We start from the raw sequence: 16,791 nt of genomic DNA, 5'->3' as shown, positions 1-16,791 counted from the left end.
GCCCGCAATGGCCGGTGTACCCTGTTGGCATTAGATTATTTCTCCTGTGGAAATAATATCTTAAAACCAGAGAGGCACTATGCACCCGGTAAACAATGACGTTGTGGTACGCAAAATACAAAACGGCGATAAATCGCAGTGGTTGGATCTGTGGCAGGGATATCTTCATTTTTATCGTGCGGAAATTGCCGCGCAGGTTACCGAGCACACTTTTGAGCGCTTATGCTCGGATCAGCAGGTCTATGGGCTGGTGGCGGAAGACGCAAACGGCAATCTTCTGGGGTTGATGAACCTGATTTTCCACCCCTCAACCTGGAGCTCTGCCGGTTATTGCTATATTGAAGATCTCTATGTTTCCCCGGTGGCACGCGGCAAGAAGGTGTCCGAAAAGTTATTCAAGCAGGCTTATCAGTTGGCCAATGAAAAGGGCAGCGACCGGGTTTACTGGATGACCCAGGAATATAATGCCCCGGCGCGCTCGCTGTACGACAAAATAGGCAAAAGAAGTTCGTTTATCATCTATACCCGTTAATTACAGGCTGCGAGGGGCTTTATGGCGTTCAATCAATTCGGGCAGCCGGTGGGCGAGCCATTAACCGATTGGCGGGCGCCGCAACGGCCTGCCGGAGAGCCGCTTAACGGCGCTTTTTGCTCTTTGAAATCGCTTGATCCGCAGCGGGATCACGCAGCCCTGTTCAGCGCATTCCAGCTGGCGCCGGATGGCCGCGACTGGACCTATTTGTCGATCGAACGGCCGAACAGCCCGGCGGCGATGTTGCAACACCTGACCCAGCTTCAGGCCAACCCCGCGTTGGTGAACCTGACGGTGTTCGATAGCGCGAGCCACGCCCCGGTCGGCACCGTAGCTTATATGCGCATCGATGAAAGCAACGGCGTGCTGGAGATTGGCCACGTCAGTTGGTCGCCGGCGATGAAACAACGCTCCAGCGCAACGGAGGCCGTTTATCTGATGCTGCGGCACCTGTTCGATGATTTGGGTTATCGCCGATGTGAATGGAAGTGCGACAGCCACAACGCGCCGTCCAGACAGGCGGCGGCAAGATTCGGTTTCAATTACGAGGGCCGGTTCAGGTATGCGGTGATCACCAAGGGCCGCAGCCGCGATACCGATTGGTTCTCCATCACCTCGGATCGCTGGCCGGCCATTAAAGCCGCCTTCGAGCAGTGGTTAAATCCCGGCAACTTCAACGCGCAGGGGCAGCAGAAACAGCGCTTGCAGGCGTTTATGCGTTGAGACGCTAAAATACGAAAGGCGGCCATTTGGCCGCCTTTTTGTTTTCTAACCAGACAGGTTACTTCAACTCGTCAACCATGGTGGCGGCGCGGCCAATATAGTTTGCCGGGGTCATGGCTTTCAGGCGGGTTTTCTCTTCTTCCGGCAGCGCCAGACCGTCGATGAACGCCTGCATGCCGGCGGCATCCACGCGCTTGCCGCGGGTCAGCTCTTTCAGCTTCTCGTACGGCTTTTCGATGCCGTAACGGCGCATTACGGTCTGGATCGGCTCGGCCAGCACTTCCCAGTTGTGATCCAGCTCGTCCAGCAGGTGCGCCTGGTTCACTTCCAGCTTGCTGATGCCTTTCATGGTCGCCTGATAGGCGATCAGCGCATAGCCCAGGCCCACGCCCAGATTACGCAGCACGGTGGAGTCGGTCAGATCGCGCTGCCAGCGGGAAACCGGCAGTTTGCTGGCCAGATGGCTCAGCACCGCGTTGGACAGGCCCAGGTTGCCTTCGGAGTTTTCGAAGTCGATCGGGTTGACCTTGTGCGGCATGGTGGAAGAACCGATTTCACCGGCGATGGTCTTCTGCTTGAAGTGATTCAGGGCGATGTAACCCCAGATATCACGGTCGAAGTCGATCAGGATGGTGTTGAAGCGCGCCACGCAGTCGAACAGCTCGGCGATGTAGTCGTGCGGTTCGATTTGGGTAGTGTACGGGTTCCAGGTGATGCCCAGCGAGGTGACGAAGGTTTCGCTGAACTGGTGCCAGTCCACTTCCGGGTAAGCGACGATGTGGGCGTTGTAGTTGCCGACCGCACCGTTGATTTTACCCATGATCTCAACGCGTTCCAGCTGACGGAACTGGCGTTCCATGCGGTAGGCCACGTTGGCGAATTCTTTACCTACGGTCGACGGGGTCGCCGGCTGGCCGTGGGTGCGGGACAGCAAAGGAATATCGCGATATTCCAGCGCCAGGCCCTTGATCGAATCGATGATTTTGCGCCAGTACGGCAGCACCACGTCCTGACGTGCGGTTTGCAGCATCAACGCGTGGGACAGGTTGTTGATATCTTCTGAGGTGCAGGCAAAGTGGATGAACTCGGAGACCGCCTGCAGGGCAGGGACGGCTTCCACTTTTTCCTTCAGGAAATACTCAACCGCTTTCACGTCGTGGTTGGTGGTGCGTTCGATAGTCTTGATGCGCTGTGCGTCTTCTTCGCTGAACTCTGCGACGATCTTGTCGAGGAAAGCGTTTGCGTCGGCATCAAAAGCGGGAACTTCCTTGATTTCTGCGCAGGCGGCCAGTTTTTGCAGCCAACGTACTTCAACCTGCACGCGGAATTTCAGCAGACCGTATTCGCTGAAAATGGTGCGCAGTGCGCTGACTTTATCACCGTAGCGTCCATCAACGGGTGAAACGGCGGTCAGTGAGGATAATTCCATCGGTAGCAACTCCTGGGATCGATTAACAATGAGCAACGATATTTTGCGCCTGTTTAAACAGACGATTACGAGAAAACATTAATTGCAGGCGGCTGCCGCCAACCTGTTGCCACAGCACGGCGGCACGGATGCCGGCCAGCAGCGTGGCGCGAACCTTGGCCTGCACCTGCGTGTTCTGCAGGATAGCCGGCGAACCTATCACCTGGATGCGCGGCCCGAGCGGGCTGACCACGTCGACATAAATGCCGGCCAGCGCGCTGATAATGGTGTCCGATTCCAAATCAAAATGCGCCAACTGGCGCTCAAGCTGGCCGAGGCGTTCGCCAAGCTGGTTCATCGCCTGCTTGTTGGCGTTGAGCTTGCGCTCCAGCACCATCAGGCTGATGGTATAGCGGGTCAGTTCGGCACCCGGCCCCTTGTTATTGGCATTGAGCACGCCCATCAGCGTCTCGAGGCCCATTTTCAGGTTGCGCTCTTCGCCGCCGAACACCGCCAGCGTGGAAGGGGGATCCATTTGCAGCAAACTGCTCAACGAGACATGCAAGGCGTCTTTATCGCATTGCCCTTCGTGCGCCAGCTGCTGGACCAGACGCGCCGACTGGCTGATTCCAGCCATTGCCAGCGTAATGTCATAATAATTCTTCGCCACGGTTACTCCTGTAAACGCTGTTCGATAATGCCGCCGCCGAGGCAGATTTCGTCCTGATAAAACACGGCTGACTGGCCTGGGGTGACGGCGGCGACCGGCTCGTCGAAACGCACTTCGATGCGCTGGTCATCCAGCGGCGTAACGGTGCACGGGATATCCTGCTGGCGATAACGGGTTTTCACCGTACAGCGCAATGGCCCGCTCAGCGGCAGGCGATCGACCCAATGCAGCTGCTGCGCGATCAGGCCAGTGGACATCAGGCGCGGGTGATCATGCCCCTGAGCGACCACCAGCACGTTGTTGGCGACGTCTTTGTCTACCACGTACCACGGATCTTCGCTGCTGTCCTTCATACCGCCGATGCCCAGCCCTTTGCGCTGGCCGAGGGTGTGATACATCAACCCCTGGTGCTCGCCGACGGTCTGACCATCGACGTTAACGATAGGGCCTGGCTGCGCCGGCAGGTAGCGGCCGAGGAAATCACGGAATTTGCGCTCGCCGATAAAGCAGATGCCGGTAGAGTCTTTTTTCTTGGCGGTAACCAGCTCCAGCTGCTCGGCGATGCGGCGCACCTCCGGCTTTTCCAGTTCACCGACCGGGAACAGGCTTTGCGCGACCTGCTCGTGGCTCAGGGTGTACAGGAAGTAGCTTTGGTCTTTGTTGCCGTCGACGCCGCGCAGCAGGCGGCTTTTGCCGTCCACGTCCTGGCGGCGCACGTAGTGCCCGGTGGCGATAAAGTCAGCCCCCAGATCTTCTGCGGCGAATTCCAGGAAGGCTTTGAATTTGATTTCTTTATTGCACAGGATGTCCGGGTTCGGCGTGCGACCGGCCTTGTACTCTTCGAGGAACAGCTCAAAAACGTTGTCCCAGTACTCTGCCGCGAAGTTCACCGTATGCAGCTCGATGCCGAGTTTGTCGCATACCGCCTGCGCGTCGGCCAAATCGGTCGCTGCGGAGCAATATTCTTCGTCATCGTCCTCTTCCCAGTTCTTCATAAACAGCCCAGCGACCTGATAGCCCTGCTGCTGTAACAAATAGGCAGTAACGGAAGAGTCGACGCCGCCGGACATACCGACGATTACTTTTTTCTGGCTGTTATCTGACATGGGAGTCTCACGAACTTGAACACGAACCGTGCGATAAAAAACAAGCGCAGGATTTTACCACGTTGGCCGCGCGGGCGCACGGCACTTATTCATCTCAGAACGGCCAGTTATAGCTGCTGACCAGCGACAGCGGGTAGCGCTCCGGCTGCTGGTAACAGCGGAGGCTTTCCGCAACCAGTGCGGAACGCAGGTTGGGTGCCTGCAAAATCTCTTCGGCGCTCAGCCACAGGCAGCGGTCGATATCGCTGTCTTGCGGTTCGGTGGGCAGGGGGTGCTCCAGCTCAATGACAAAGCAAAAACGCAAAAACGGCGTGTTGTCCGGGGCGATCCACTGGTGCAGCTTGAGGAACGATTGCGGGGTGGCGCGGATGCCGGTTTCTTCCCACAGTTCGCGTTCGGCGGCTTGCACCAGGGTTTCATCGGCCTCCAGGTGGCCGGCCGGCTGGTTCCATAACGCTTTATTGTTGATGGTCTCTTCGACGATCAGAAACTTCCCGGCGGCGTGAACCACGCAGGCAACGGTGACGTGCGGTTTAAACATAACGGCCTCTTGCAGCGGCTGGTTGATGTGCTGGCATACCCTTGGTTTTTCCCGCGGCTGGCTACAGCGAATCAAGGGTTTTCCATTCGCCAGGTTGTAAGGCGCCCAGGGAAAGCTCGCCCATACTGTAGCGAATCAGGCGCAGGGTAGGGAACCCGATATGCGCTGTCATGCGACGCACCTGGCGATTTCTGCCCTCGAACAGGGTGATTTTCAGCCAGGCGGTGGGGATCGCCTTGCGTTCGCGGATCGGCGGGTTGCGCGGCCACAGCCATTCCGGCTCGCAGACCAGCTCCACGCCCGCCGGCAGAGTGGGGCCGTCTTTAAGCGTAACGCCGCTGCGCAGCGGCGCCAGATCGGCGTCCTGCGGCGCGCCTTCCACCTGGGCGTAATACACTTTGCCGGTGCGTTTGCCCGGTTGGGTGAGTTGCGCTTGCAGCTTGCCGTCATTGGTCAGCACCAATAATCCTTCGCTGTCGCGATCCAGTCGCCCAGCGGCGTATACATCGGGAAAAGGAATGTATTCTTTCAGCGTGGCGCGGCCGGCCTCATCGGTAAATTGGGGGAGCACATCGAAGGGTTTATTGAATAACACCACGCGGCGCGGACCCTGTGCTACAGCGGGTTTGGCGGCGTTCGGCTTGCTGAATCGTTTAACGTTGTGATTTTTAACAGGGAATTTTTTCATAACAGTTGAGATTACGGATGATAGGCGCATTATAACCGAATCCGTTTCGGATTGGCGCGGACTGAATATTCGAGTAGTATCTACACGCATCTTACAAAGCATTAACAAAAATTGCGCTTGAAGGAGAGGTTGATGGAAAGCAAAGTAGTTGTTCCGGCAGAAGGTAAACAGATTACGGTCGATGCCCAGGGTAAACTGGTTGTTCCGAATAACCCGATCATCCCGTTCATCGAAGGCGACGGCATTGGCGTTGACGTTACCCCTGCTATGATTCACGTGGTTGATGAGGCTGTGAAAAAGGCCTACCACGGTGAACGTAAAATCTCCTGGATGGAAATCTACACCGGTGAAAAATCCACTCACGTTTACGGGAAAGACGTGTGGCTGCCGGAAGAAACTCTGGATCTGATCCGTGACTACCGCGTTGCCATCAAAGGCCCGCTGACTACCCCGGTCGGTGGCGGTATTCGCTCCCTGAACGTGGCTCTGCGCCAGCAACTGGACCTGTACGTGTGTCTGCGTCCGGTGCGTTACTACCAGGGCACCCCTAGTCCGGTTAAACAGCCAGAGCTGACCGACATGGTGATCTTCCGCGAAAACGCCGAAGACATCTACGCGGGTATCGAATGGAAAGCCGGTTCTGCCGAAGCAGACAAAGTGATCAAGTTCCTGCGCGACGAAATGGGCGTGAAGAAAATCCGCTTCCCGGAACAATGCGGTATCGGCGTCAAGCCATGTTCCGAAGAAGGGACCAAACGTCTGGTACGTGCGGCGATCGAATACGCCATCACCAACGACCGTGACTCCGTGACCCTGGTTCACAAAGGCAACATCATGAAGTTCACCGAAGGTGCCTTCAAGGATTGGGGCTACGAACTGGCGCGCGAAGAGTTCGGCGGCGAACTGATCGACGGCGGCCCATGGCTGAAAATCAAGAACCCGAACACCGGTAAAGAGATCGTGGTTAAAGACGTGATCGCCGACGCCTTCCTGCAGCAAATCCTGCTGCGCCCGGCGGAATACGACGTGATCGCCTGTATGAACCTGAACGGTGACTACATCTCCGACGCCCTGGCCGCACAGGTTGGCGGTATCGGTATCGCACCGGGCGCCAACATCGGTTCCGATTGCGCACTGTTCGAAGCGACCCACGGCACCGCGCCTAAGTATGCAGGCCAGGACAAAGTGAACCCAGGTTCCATCATCCTGTCCGCAGAAATGATGCTGCGTCACATGGGCTGGTTCGAAGCGGCTGACCTGATCGTTAAAGGCATGGAAGGCGCAATCGCTGCCAAGACCGTGACCTATGACTTCGAACGCCTGATGGAAGGCGCTAAGCTGCTGAAATGTTCAGAGTTTGGCGACGCTATCGTTAAGCACATGTAATTTTCAGCACTGCTGAAAATGTCAACGGGGGCTTCGGCCCCCGTAGTTTTTCCTCTCTCAAAAAGTTCTTCTGCAAAATTCTTCTGCAAAACTGCTTAAAAGTTGACCTAATTTTATATGCCCACAACCTTCCATTCTTTACCTCGAGCATCATTGTAGCGGTCAGTTTGACGCTGGCTTTTATGTCCTAATAAATCCTTGGTATTAACTTTTTGCTCTCTGTATACGCGTTCCGAAAGCGACCGAATTTCATGAAAAGTAGGGGGCGATCCTTTGTCCCATGACAACCCCGATAGCTCCCGAATTTTTTTAAAGCTGGTGCTGATCGTGTTGGCTTTGACCATACCACCACGCCTGGCCATTGCCGTATTGTGCGTGTAGTGGACCAAATAAGGGCTTACGATGTGATCCCGACATTGAGTGATCACTTGCTCCAGAGTCATACCAATGGCATCGCAGTGAAGAGATAAGGGAATGGCGACTTTCGCCCCCGTTTTAATCTGTTCAACGTGTAAGTGTCCGTCCCAGACGTCTGTAAACTGCATTTTGCTGATATCACCCTGCCGTTGGGCTGTAACGAGTGCTAGCAGCATTGCATTCTTCATGTACCCCTCAGTAAACTGCGGGTTGTATGTCGGCATGCCGCGATAGAACACGAGGATGTTTTCGTGGGCGCGTAGCGGCTGCTTCTTGGCGTTTAGGAAACCAGTCGCGTTGCCTTTTTCCCAAATCCACTCTGTTTTCCAGTTCCGGATGTTGCTGTTGACCAGAACAGAGGTATACGGCTGCGCGCTGAATAGCACGATAGCGGCATTTGGTTTGGCGATACGGTGTAGGTGTGACCACATCAGCTCAAGGTCAATAACAGAGTCCCAAGCGCATTGCGTGGTGCCGTAGGGCACGTCAGCGCACACCATATCAACTGAGCCATCGCCGATTAGATGCATGGCTTCCATGCAATCTGCGTGAATGAGCTGAGCGGTTTCATTGACCGGCATCACTGGGCGCTCTTTCATTTCACCTCCGACATCAGCGCAACAGCATCAACCGGTTGGCAGGTATAATCTGCCGCCGGTATTCCATCGAGACAAAGTTTTCCTCGGTGCCATCGGAACAAACGAAAATTACGCGGTCTGCGCCGCTCACTAACAATTGCTGCTCCAACTGCCAGTAATATTCCGGCGGCAATTCCTGCTGCCGCACGGCTTCCGCCAGGCTGGCATTCCACATTTTATGTTCGAACAGCGTGTCTTCCATCATGGTCATACCATCGAACGAGGCTAACAAATAGTCATCGACAGCAGTCGCTGGATAAAGATCCTCGCCGATCATGCTCTCAACGATGATCCGCGCCGTTGCTTCTTGCTGGTGGCCCTTGTCGAAAAGGTTGGCTTGCACCCAATCGCTGATCTCGCGTTCCGTTCCGGTGGCTTTCATGCTCAGCAGTTCGTCTCGGCGCATTTTGCTGGACGCGGCCATCATCACTGGCGCTTCGCTGGCGGTGAAGTGTTTGGCGCGCAGCGCGTGCCATTCAGCAGAACCCTGCTGTACGTTAATGATTTGCATCGATAGGCTCCAATTTACGGATAGCTTCGGTTTGAGCTTCTGAAAGGGTGAATTTGGTACTGACGGTGGCGATCACGGCGTTGGCTTTTTTTCTGCCGGATTCGATCATCTTTTGCCAGCCAGGAAGATTTGCGCTGAATTGGTCATCCGGGTAATGGGGTAACCTAGTGACTACCAAGCTTGTGATGGGTGTGCTTGATCGCATCAATAACTCGGGCAGGGCCCAGCTATGGTTCGCTGGGCAAGGGGCACATCAGTCATGGTCAATGAAACATGAGCTACTGTCGTCGGCATAAACGACGCGACTGAGTGATCTACCGCGCTCTCGGGTGTATTAAACGAATATAGGTACAATAAGCTTAATCAGGTCGACAGTATCGTTTCTGATATTGCTGGCTGAATTTCCGATAGGATGTAATACAAAGTCTTTGAGCAATGTTATGTTTTCATTTGCCAGTATCAAGTGTCACTGCACGTTCAAGAGAAAATTGCTCCAAGATCTATCGAAATTACATTCTAGCCAAAATTGGCGGGCAACACACAGACTTTTAGGTGTGAATTTTACAATTATAAATCAATTAGTTACCGTTGGGTTTACTGTTTCGCTTGGTTGATTTATTGATAGTTCAATTGAACATGCCTTTCTGACTGTGCCGATGACTTGCTGGCAAGTGGAATCTAAAGTTGTAACGTAATCGTACCATGAATCTTCATCATAATAACTACGATCGGCTGCTGTTACCAGGGACTCTATAGCATTCTGAGTCTCGCTAGATAGGAAAACACTTTTTATAAATGTAATTTCTATTAAGTGTTTTAATGACTTCTTGTGTAGTTCAGTTGATTCTTTTTTCCCATTTTTAAATGCTTCACTATTGACATGTTCGTTGTAAGCTTCCTGATCCTTTTTCCATTCTTTATATATCTCATTAGCTTCAGCATCGCTCATGCCATATTGAATATCTGGCCCTTCATTATAGTGTGATGCAGTCCAATAATGGCTGACTTCAAGCTTTGCATGTCTAGAAATTCTATCAAGCTGAGTAAATATATCTTCGTAGATCTCTTGCTTTCTCAACCAAACCTGTTGATTAATCCATAGCCTTTCAGAGAATTGTGTTTCTATTCTTTTAGTTAGCTTTGTATTTTCACCTAGTTGTTTTTTTAATTTCTCAAAATTTTCATTAATTGCGCTCATTTTTCCTTTTTCAGACTGAGATGCGCTTAGAAATGCACAAAAATAAGCAATAAGACCGCTAAGTAATATCATTACAGCTATTGCCCAAGGATTAAAACCACTTGACTCTATAAGTTTTACAAGTTCTGTGTATTGTCTGATATCCATTTGCAAACCTCCATTTGTATATTCCCATGTATGTTAGTTTTTTTTGGTGCAATGTTCAAATTTCAATTTGATTGATTTTTAAAATTGTTAGATTTAAAATTAAATCATTTGCATCAAATTGTGGAGATTTAATTAACTCAATATGCATTCTTGTGTATACTTCGTTTGATTTGACATCACTTTGTGCCATGTGTAGCTATGAACCCACAGTGATTTGAACATTCGTATGGTGGCTGCGATTTCAACGGCGTGTATTGATAATGGGTTGCGTTTCATTTCTACCCACCAGTCTGACCCATAACCATGCTTGACAGGAGTGAGATACACTTGTCTTCACGTTGATTAATCATAAGAGCGGATGGGGGCTGGAGGCACGTTATGTGTTAGGTGTGGGTGTTATCTAATACAATGGAAAATTTTAGTACAGATACCAGTACATCAAGGTAGTAGGCACGGATCTCTATTTGAGTACGATCACACTTCGCATTGCTCTTATGAGAGCATCGTAGCGGTTAATCTGATGTTGGTGGGTTGGCTAGACTTGAATACTCGATATGAGTGTTACAGCGGAGATGAGTATCAGTGGAAGAAAAGTGAATATTTTCTGATGTAATCGCTAATATTATTATAGATAAGGCTGAAAATGGATGCTAATTATATATCCTATGAAAATATGATTGCGGCTAGAGACGCTGTCAGTGTTGCCCAAGAGGCTGCAGGTTGGGCTTATTTTACTATGCTGTTAACTGCAGTGAGTACGACTATTTCCTTGATTACATTAGGTATAGCCTGGAGAGCTATTGATACTTGGAAAAAACAAGAGATACTAAAAATTAAAATGGATTTTAAAAAATCACTGATGGCACTTAAGACGGCGTGTTATTCATATCCTGATTACCTCGACAAAGTAAAGGTAGTTTATGGGCAAAAATACGTCGACTCTTGTTTCGAATTAACTGGGGGAGATAGAGATGCAGCTAATGAGGCTAGAAAATTTAACCAATTCAATCAGGTTTTTTTGAATTGTTGCGATTCTTGGGTGGCAACAGAACATTTATTTTCAAAGTCAAAAATAAGTGAAGGTTGGAGCAATATAATTGATATGACGAATAAATTTTCGGAAGGAGAAGTTACCGGGTTGGAGCTCCAAAGGTCGGTACATGAGTTATATAGTGAGAATTTTGTTTTTAAATAACAATGGAGTAATATTTTTTATACGATGATGGGAAGTTGCATTATCTACATGATAGTAAGTACATGTACCTACGTATGTATCGGTTCCTCTTGTCAGTTAAACTGAGCATGATGTGAAATCACCGCTACGAGTTAATTATTAGTTATCAAAACCCAAAAAAAAGTTATTAAACTCAAAGGGGTATGAATAGGTTAAATGGAGACTAACAATGAGTGTTGTTTTTTTTAACTTAAATTAAATTATATCGTTAGTGGATGTTTGTTTAAATACTGCTGCGTCACATGGGCTGGTTCGAAGCGGCTGACCTGATCGTTAAAGGCATGGAAGGCGCAATCGCTGCCAAGACCGTGACCTATGACTTCGAACGCCTGATGGAAGGCGCTAAGCTGCTGAAATGTTCAGAGTTTGGCGACGCTATCGTTAAACATATGTAAGTGTGTTTTAGCGTTAAATGATAACGGGAGCCTGATGGTTCCCGTTTTTTATTGTTCAAAGTGCAACGGTTATCAAAACAAGTTATCAAACACTTAGTCGGTTTTCTCATCTGGCTTTACAGAAAGACTTACTTTCAAAACAAGAACAAGCAAGAAATCACTTCTACTATGAGGTTCAACGATTACAGGGCTGAGCTTATGCTTGGCCCTTATCGTTTTAGCCTCCAGTCAACCGCAACGCAAACACATCCTGTCTCTGAATGAACTACGACGGAAGTGAGTCGTAACGGTCATTGGTGCGGTGATTTTCGAGAGATAAGGGTAGTTGAAAGCTCTGACATGTTTATATAAATCGGATTTTTACCTAAACATTCAATATACGAATCAGCACAAAAGTTGGACATACAGTGTGATGGGGCTATTTTAAAGTTGTTGTGCGCGCAACGAAAAGACCAATTTATGAACTTACGCATAAGGACACATGCTATGAAAAATTTGTCGATTTTAGTTGTTCTATCTTCCTGCCTCTTACTTCCTTTAACCGCGTCTGCGGCTGCTGGTACGTGCTATAGCGCGAAGAACTGCTCCGGTAAAGTGTTAAGCCATCGAGATGCACATAACTGCAAGGTCAAGGATAAGGGTAAGTCTTGGCGCAGTGATATCACAAATAAATGTACCAACCTGTAATCCATCCAGTAATGCCACACAGCGGCATTCACCATTGAAAAATCGATTACAAATCGCGTAATCACAGGGCCGCACTCCGGTGTGGCCTTTTTGCATTTCAGCCTCAACGAACATCCGCCGCATACCTGGCAGACTTCGTATCGCCGACCCGCTATGGCCGATGGCTCAATCCCTTGGCACTGCAAATGTACGGCCTCCCTATCCCTGTGTGCTCGCATGATTGATGCGAAAATCGACAACGGGTTTGCAAGACATTGACCTAAACCTGCTTAAATTTGCCTGTGTTGGTTTATTATTCTTTCCTGCGGATATTCTATTAAAGAAGGGAATCATGAAGAGAGTTCATTTGGGGTTTAGGATTTGCGCGCCGGCATTATCGCTTGTTATCGCCGCGCTGTTGTTGACGGGGTGTGTGAAGACGAGTTCTGCGATTAAACCTGTGCCGTCTGATGAGGGTGTCGATGCGATGTTTGCTGCCTTCGAAGGTAAAACAGCACCTGTACCTGGGGCGGAGGCTAGCCAGTATGCCGCGCAGATACAATCCGCTATTCAAAGCCATTTTCAAGACGCCGGCTCATATACCGGTAAACGATGCTCTTTAAGACTTATGCTGGCACCGGATGGCATGCTTATAAATGCGCGAGCCGAAGAAGGTGACCCTGATCTTTGTCGTGCCGCGATAAAGGCGGCCACAAAGGCCCGTTTTCCCAAACCGCCTTCACCAGCCGTTTATGATGCCTTGAAAAATCCTATATTGGAATTCCGCCCCTGAGTACCTGAATGAAAGGGGAAAACGTGTCAACGCTATTTGGGCCGGGTCAATTTGAATAAAAACGGGAGCCTCTGGGCTCCCATTTTTTATGATCAACGACCTTATTTCATTTCTTTCAGTTTGGCGCGTGCAGCCCAAGCAATGGCGAGCATGCCGATAGCGCCGACAAATTTGGGCCACTGGGCACAGGCGAAGAATTGTTCACTTATTTCTTTGCTGAGGGCAATGCAGGTGTAAACGGTGGCGAAGGTAAACCACGCTTTGATCCAGGCGGCGCTCATGGGACATCCTTTTCGAGAGATATGGATGAAAATATCCCCCCTTTTGCATTAACAATCAAGCCGCGCTCAGCCGCTTTTCGGGGCTGTTGGACGATGATGGGTTAGGTGTTCTTCCTGCCCGGCAACCCCACCAGCAAAGTGTCCGATTTGTCACCCACTCAGAGAACCGTGAACAGAGTATTCAATTGAGACATAACTCATCCAATGGCTGACGGAAGTGACAGTTCTCAGAATGTGATTACAGGAGGAATAGCGGCATGCAGAAACGGGTTTATCCTGTAAACGGTCGCTGGTACACCACACAATACATCCTCGTATCTTGTCATATGCCTATCTGGCAACCTCTGTCTGGACACTTAACTGATACTGGAGAGATGAGTATGTTGCAAACATGTTCTGTAATAACTACCCCCGAATCATTTGGCGCTGCAGGTGATGGTGTTACCGACGATACTCAGGCTTGGCAATTGGCGATCAACACGGGTAACAGCGTGTGTGGTACCGCGGGGCGGGTATATAAAGTGACCAGCCAACTTGTTTTTCCTGCCGGCGCTGAAATGCAAACCATTAATGGTAATGGCTGTTCTTTTATCTGGACAGATCCGACTGGCAGTATGTGGGACGAAATATTGGCTGATGGCAGTAAAAGAGGATATACCTCAGGGAAAAACTATGAAAACTTCACCGTAACAGGGCCGGTCCACACGACGTCAAAATGGGAGAATGTTGCAAGTTGCCATGCATTAAATTATGCCAACGGCTACGCTAACAATCTAAACATTTCCGGTTTTACCAATGCTTTTCGCGTATTTGGCAATACTTTTACTACTAATGTCGTTGCTGATGATTTAAGAAACTCTGTTTGGTCGGAAAGAAATAATAACAACCATATTAGCAACGTTAAATGTGGCTGGTGTGCCGGTGATGCCATTGTCATTTATAGCCAATTCGTCTCTTGTCATAACATTAACGTGGAGTATGCCGGTGTTATTCCTTCGGATAGTGAAGAGAAAACTACAGCAGCAAGGGGATGTTTAATCAGCACTGGGCAGGACGGACATCAGGACGGTTGCAAGTATGTCAACATCTCCGATGTGCAGTGTCGTTACACCGGCGCGGGCGGATTGGCTATTGCCGGTGAATACGTCAATGTTTCAGGTGTAATTAATGTAGGCAGTATTTATCTGTCAACATACATTTCCGGTAACTTGGGGGTAGGTGTTTGGATTAGCGGTAAAAGTATTTCAATTGGTGATGTTTCAATCGGTTCGATTAACGCCGGGGTGATTATTCAATCCGGCTCCTCAGAGATCTTGGTTGGTGATGTGTATATCAGTGGCGGTTTTGTTGGTTACGCGCCGATAATCATTTCTGCTGATGATGTGCTGCAAAATACAATTGATAAAATTCATATCTCATCCATTATTTGTGACGCCTATGTCGACTTTGGTAATGCGGTGTTTTTACGGGCGAATGGTATGAATATTGGCCGGGTTTACATGCGTAGCGTGGGAAATACATCAGTAAACAGAACAATTTACCTGAACGGAAAGAACAATATAGGAAGCATCGAAGCTTATAATCCAGGGGGTTCCCTCTCGACAACTACGTTCATTGAAACCTATGGTGCGCCTGTCATTAAAAATGTTCTGGTCGATGGTATTAATGGTACGGTGATTTATGTGACTGCGGCTTCATTGCCTACTTTTGGCCAAATCACATTGTCCAATATGAAAAGTACGACCAATCCGCCAATTGTGGTTGATGGTGATGGGAGTGGTTTCATGTCATGGGGGCCAACGGTGGTTGCTGGCAATTATACCGCCAAGCCTAAATTAGCGGGTACTTTGTCCTTGGCATCGTGGCGCAGTCCGCAGTCATGGGTTGCAGCAGATCCCGCAAAAACGGCTGTAATGAAGTATCCTCAGGAGTCTACGTTTAACCTAACCCCATAAACCCCATTAGGTGTTCGGTTCCAGCCAGGAAAGGTCGGTTTAGTCCGACCTTTCCTGCGTTACAGGCAAATCACGGAACTGACAACAGAATCCCGAAGCCCAACTTAACCGGCATCAGGATGATTTTTGCCTTCTTCGATAAAGGCTTCATCAATCTCGTCGGTGGTTTCCTCGCTGTCGCGGCCGGAAAGGATATTCCAGCAGGCGATGAACAGCGCGGCGATCAACGGGCCGATAACGAAGCCATTGATGCCGTAAATCTCCATCCCGCCCAGCGTGGAAATCAGGATGAGGTAATCCGGCATCTTGGTGTCTTTGCCGACCAGCAACGGGCGCAGAATATTGTCGACCAACCCGATAACCACCACGAAGAACCCGACCAGGAATGCACCTTGCCACAGCATGCCGGTGGCGAAGAAATAGATGGCTGCCGGTACCCAGATAATGGCGGAACCGACGGCGGGGATGATGGAGAGGAAGGCCATCAGCGCGCCCCACAGCAAACTGCCATCGATGCCGGTGATGTAAAATGCCAGGCCGCCAAGGGCGCCTTGCACAATCGCCACCACCACGGTGCCTTTCACCGTCGCGCGGGATACGGCGGCGAACTTCACGAACAGGTGGTGTTTAACGTGCTCGGACAGCGGCAGCGCCTCAAGCGCCAGGGTCACCAGATAGGGGCCGTCTTTCAGCAGGAAGAACAGCAGATAGAGCATGATGCCAAAGCCGACGGCAAAGTTGAACGTGCCTTTGCCGATCAGGAATACGCTGCCCGCCAGGAATTGCCCGCCCTTGAGCGCCACTTCGGAAAGCTGCTTTTGTATTTCCGCGGCGCTGTCGAGGTTATGCTCCGCCAGAAAATGCCGTGCCCAACTGGGTAAATGCTGCATCACTTCGGCCAGCATCGCAGGCAGTTGGGTATTGTTGTTCTGCAGTTTTTCGTAGAGAACGTTGAATTCAAGCGCCAGCGACGAAGCGATGATCGCCAATGGGGTGAACACAATCAGGCAGATCACCAGCAACGTTAACAATGAGACCAGGCCGTTGCGGTCGCCAAGGTATTGCTTAAGCTTGTTTTTCAGCGGGTGGAAAATCACGGCCAATATGATGGCCCAGAGCACCGACGAGTAATAGGGACCCAGTACGTCCAGAAAAGCGGCGGTGACGATGAAAAGGATCAGAATAAAGAATCCCTTTGAAATACCTTTAGACATCATATCAGTCCCTCTGATGATAGATTTTATCGGTGAATCTTGGTGCTCACCGACATTGACGCGCGGTGACAAACAAACCATAGCATCACAATGATTTAACAGTTAGCAGATTGTTGGCGAGCGGAGGTTCTATAGCCTGTAAGCCGGATTGCTCACGGGTTTTTGTGTAAATTATCAATAAATCTTATTGATTGTGTTTCATTTTGTGAGTTCACCTTGATGTGAAGGAGCGGGTTATCTACGTTTTAGGTGAAGGTATTTTCACCTGAAACGCAGAGGTAGGCAAAT

17 protein-coding genes and 1 pseudogene are annotated in these 16,791 nt (G+C 50.2%); 8 read left to right on the top strand and 10 right to left on the bottom strand.

All coding sequences use genetic code 11. The features are described from left to right. Nucleotides 1-79 precede the first annotated feature (79 nt). Nucleotides 80-532, top strand: coding sequence for a GNAT family N-acetyltransferase (locus tag QZQ97_RS07990; RefSeq protein WP_311993013.1), 453 nt, complete (start codon nucleotides 80-82; stop codon nucleotides 530-532). Between the two features lie 21 nt (nucleotides 533-553). Beyond that, nucleotides 554-1,255, top strand: coding sequence for a GNAT family N-acetyltransferase (locus tag QZQ97_RS07985; RefSeq protein WP_311993012.1), 702 nt, complete (start codon nucleotides 554-556; stop codon nucleotides 1,253-1,255). A gap of 58 nt (nucleotides 1,256-1,313) precedes the next feature. Here the strand turns inward: QZQ97_RS07985 and purB are convergent, their stop codons facing one another. From purB to rluE, 5 genes are all read right to left on the bottom strand, one after another. Then, nucleotides 1,314-2,684 carry an adenylosuccinate lyase gene (purB, locus tag QZQ97_RS07980; RefSeq protein ID WP_004943305.1) on the bottom strand — a complete coding sequence of 457 codons (1,371 nt, stop codon included), beginning with the start codon at nucleotides 2,682-2,684 and terminating at the stop codon, nucleotides 1,314-1,316. A 22-nt stretch (nucleotides 2,685-2,706) separates the two neighbouring features. Next, nucleotides 2,707-3,333, bottom strand: a complete 627-nt coding sequence (gene hflD / locus QZQ97_RS07975) for a high frequency lysogenization protein HflD (protein ID WP_311993011.1) — start codon at nucleotides 3,331-3,333, stop codon at nucleotides 2,707-2,709. 2 nt (nucleotides 3,334-3,335) lie between these two features. Then, nucleotides 3,336-4,439 carry a tRNA 2-thiouridine(34) synthase MnmA gene (gene mnmA / locus QZQ97_RS07970; protein WP_004943312.1) on the bottom strand — a complete coding sequence of 368 codons (1,104 nt, stop codon included), beginning with the start codon at nucleotides 4,437-4,439 and terminating at the stop codon, nucleotides 3,336-3,338. Nucleotides 4,440-4,533: 94 nt separating this feature from the next. Then, a complete protein-coding gene (locus QZQ97_RS07965; RefSeq protein ID WP_311993010.1) occupies nucleotides 4,534-4,980 on the bottom strand; it encodes an NUDIX hydrolase in 447 nt (148 codons plus the stop codon). 61 nt (nucleotides 4,981-5,041) lie between these two features. Further along, nucleotides 5,042-5,668 (bottom strand): 23S rRNA pseudouridine(2457) synthase RluE, encoded by a 627-nt coding sequence (gene rluE / locus QZQ97_RS07960; protein WP_311993009.1) that lies wholly within the window; start codon nucleotides 5,666-5,668, stop codon nucleotides 5,042-5,044. Between the two features lie 132 nt (nucleotides 5,669-5,800). On the opposite strand from rluE, the gene icd reads away from it, so the two are divergent. Next, a complete protein-coding gene (icd, locus tag QZQ97_RS07955; protein ID WP_311993008.1) occupies nucleotides 5,801-7,054 on the top strand; it encodes an NADP-dependent isocitrate dehydrogenase in 1,254 nt (417 codons plus the stop codon). A gap of 113 nt (nucleotides 7,055-7,167) precedes the next feature. Here the strand turns inward: icd and QZQ97_RS07950 are convergent, their stop codons facing one another. Both QZQ97_RS07950 and QZQ97_RS07945 read right to left on the bottom strand, forming a co-directional pair. Then, nucleotides 7,168-8,070 carry a tyrosine-type recombinase/integrase gene (locus tag QZQ97_RS07950; RefSeq protein ID WP_442995179.1) on the bottom strand — a complete coding sequence of 301 codons (903 nt, stop codon included), beginning with the start codon at nucleotides 8,068-8,070 and terminating at the stop codon, nucleotides 7,168-7,170. A gap of 13 nt (nucleotides 8,071-8,083) precedes the next feature. Continuing rightward, complete coding sequence (locus tag QZQ97_RS07945; RefSeq protein WP_311993007.1) at nucleotides 8,084-8,620, bottom strand: YqaJ viral recombinase family protein; 537 nt, start codon at nucleotides 8,618-8,620, stop codon at nucleotides 8,084-8,086. Between the two features lie 185 nt (nucleotides 8,621-8,805). On the opposite strand from QZQ97_RS07945, the gene QZQ97_RS07940 reads away from it, so the two are divergent. Next, nucleotides 8,806-8,916, top strand: coding sequence for a DUF4113 domain-containing protein (locus tag QZQ97_RS07940; RefSeq protein WP_311993892.1), 111 nt, complete (start codon nucleotides 8,806-8,808; stop codon nucleotides 8,914-8,916). A gap of 278 nt (nucleotides 8,917-9,194) precedes the next feature. Here the strand turns inward: QZQ97_RS07940 and QZQ97_RS07935 are convergent, their stop codons facing one another. Beyond that, nucleotides 9,195-9,965 (bottom strand): hypothetical protein, encoded by a 771-nt coding sequence (locus tag QZQ97_RS07935; RefSeq protein ID WP_311993006.1) that lies wholly within the window; start codon nucleotides 9,963-9,965, stop codon nucleotides 9,195-9,197. Between the two features lie 643 nt (nucleotides 9,966-10,608). Here QZQ97_RS07935 and QZQ97_RS07930 point away from each other — a divergent pair. The 3 genes and pseudogenes from QZQ97_RS07930 (at nucleotide 10,609) to tolA (ending at nucleotide 13,053) form a co-directional block, all read left to right on the top strand. Then, nucleotides 10,609-11,160, top strand: a complete 552-nt coding sequence (locus QZQ97_RS07930) for a hypothetical protein (RefSeq protein WP_311993005.1) — start codon at nucleotides 10,609-10,611, stop codon at nucleotides 11,158-11,160. A gap of 266 nt (nucleotides 11,161-11,426) precedes the next feature. Continuing rightward, a pseudogene (locus tag QZQ97_RS07925) lies at nucleotides 11,427-11,594 on the top strand (NADP-dependent isocitrate dehydrogenase); the annotation flags it as partial. Nucleotides 11,595-12,525: 931 nt separating this feature from the next. Next, nucleotides 12,526-13,053: a cell envelope integrity protein TolA gene (gene tolA / locus QZQ97_RS07920; protein WP_311993004.1), complete on the top strand. Its 528-nt coding sequence runs from the start codon at nucleotides 12,526-12,528 to the stop codon at nucleotides 13,051-13,053. A gap of 101 nt (nucleotides 13,054-13,154) precedes the next feature. Here tolA and QZQ97_RS07915 read toward each other — a convergent pair whose 3' ends face one another. Continuing rightward, on the bottom strand, nucleotides 13,155-13,334 hold the full coding sequence (locus QZQ97_RS07915) for a hypothetical protein (protein WP_311993003.1): 180 nt from the start codon (nucleotides 13,332-13,334) through the stop codon (nucleotides 13,155-13,157). 257 nt (nucleotides 13,335-13,591) lie between these two features. On the opposite strand from QZQ97_RS07915, the gene QZQ97_RS07910 reads away from it, so the two are divergent. Next, nucleotides 13,592-15,289 (top strand): hypothetical protein, encoded by a 1,698-nt coding sequence (locus QZQ97_RS07910; protein ID WP_311993002.1) that lies wholly within the window; start codon nucleotides 13,592-13,594, stop codon nucleotides 15,287-15,289. Between the two features lie 104 nt (nucleotides 15,290-15,393). On the opposite strand, the gene QZQ97_RS07905 is transcribed toward QZQ97_RS07910, so the two are convergent. Continuing rightward, nucleotides 15,394-16,506 carry an AI-2E family transporter gene (locus QZQ97_RS07905; RefSeq protein WP_311993001.1) on the bottom strand — a complete coding sequence of 371 codons (1,113 nt, stop codon included), beginning with the start codon at nucleotides 16,504-16,506 and terminating at the stop codon, nucleotides 15,394-15,396. Nucleotides 16,507-16,791: the final 285 nt, after the last annotated feature.

Origin of the sequence: Serratia sp. root2 (assembly GCF_031931805.1) — a bacterium.
Lineage (GTDB): Bacteria > Pseudomonadota > Gammaproteobacteria > Enterobacterales > Enterobacteriaceae > Serratia > Serratia inhibens.
Note: the sequence above shows the minus strand (reverse complement) of the source record. Positions and strands in the feature narration are given on the sequence as shown.